Origin of the sequence: Mesorhizobium sp. M7A.F.Ca.CA.002.09.1.1 (assembly GCF_003998555.1) — a bacterium.
GTDB lineage: Bacteria > Pseudomonadota > Alphaproteobacteria > Rhizobiales > Rhizobiaceae > Mesorhizobium > Mesorhizobium ciceri.
Window position 1 is genome coordinate 1 of record NZ_RZRR01001239.1, and the last position, 1,237, is coordinate 1,237.

2 protein-coding genes are annotated in these 1,237 nt (G+C 63.1%); both read left to right on the forward strand.

Annotation, left to right across the window (positions count from 1 at the left end; translation table 11 throughout):
• Positions 1–336, forward strand: a 336-nt coding sequence (locus tag EN994_RS32145) for an ATP-binding cassette domain-containing protein (RefSeq protein WP_127308185.1), incomplete at its 5' end; no start/stop codon positions are given.
• Positions 337–415: 79 nt separating this feature from the next.
• Positions 416–1,237: ABC transporter permease (locus EN994_RS32150; RefSeq protein WP_164746450.1), on the forward strand; the 822-nt coding region annotated here is incomplete at its 3' end.

Here is a 1,237-nt window from a genome sequence, read left to right on the forward strand (position 1 = left end):
GAGAAGGACGGGATGTCGGAGCTCTCCGGCGGCAACCAGCAGAAGGTGATGGTCGCCCGCTGGATGGCCCAGCATGCGAGACTGTTCATTCTGGACGAGCCGTTTCAGGGCGTCGATATTTCCGCCCGGCGCGACATCGCCGCCAAGCTCAGGGCCAGTGCAAACGGACGCGCCACGCTGCTGTTCGTCACCGAACTCGACGAGGCGCTGGAGACCGCCGATCGCATCCTGGTCATGTCGGAACAGACCATCGTCGGCGAGCACCGCAATGCCGATGTCGATCTCGACCGCCTGTTGGCCGAGGTCGCCGGCGGGCCGCTGCACAGTGCCGCCTGAGCGCGGGCGTTAGGAATGGGAATGGAAAGAGCATGGGTTCGGATTGGCTAAAAACGGCAGCAGCGCGCGGGAGCGCCGAATGACATTGCGCGACCACGCCATCCGCTACGGATTCATCGTGCTCTTGTTCGGGCTCGTCGCCTATTTCTCGATCGCCGCCGACGGTTTCGTTTCGCCGCAAAGTGCGGTTTTCATCTTCCAGTCGGTCGCCATCACCGGCGTGCTGGCGCTCGGCGTCACCGCCACGCTGGTCGTCGGAGGTTTTGATCTGTCGATCGGCTCGGTCGCCACCTCAGCCATGATGGCGGCCGCCTATGTCATGGTGGTGCTGGAGCAGAACGCCCTTGTCGCGGTCGTCGTCTGCCTGCTCATCGGCGCCATCGTCGGCCTGATCAATGGCTGGCTGATCGTCTACATGCGTGTGCCCGATCTGCTGGCGACGCTCGGCATGATGTTCCTGCTCGTCGGCCTGCAGCGCATTCCAACCGAAGGCCGCTCGATCGCCACCGGCATGACCATGCCTGATGGTTCGGTCGCCAACGGCAAATTCTCCGACGCCTTCCTGGCGCTTGGCCGCCACCGCTTCGACTTCTTCATCCCGAACCTCATTCCAGTGTCGGTGGTGGTGCTGCTCGTGCTCGCCGTGCTGATCTGGTTCTTCCTCGAATACACCCGTTTCGGCCGCATGATGTATGCCGTCGGCAGCAATGAGCGCGCCGCCGAACTCGCCGGCGCGCCTGTCAAGGCATACAAGATCTGGGCTTACGTCATTTCAGGTGTTTTTGCCTCGATCGGGGGCATTTTGCTCGCTGCCCGGCTTGGACGCGGCGACATCGCCTCGGGTAATAATCTGCTGCTCGATGCGGTTGCCGCAGCGCTGATCGGCTACGCGGTGCTGGGT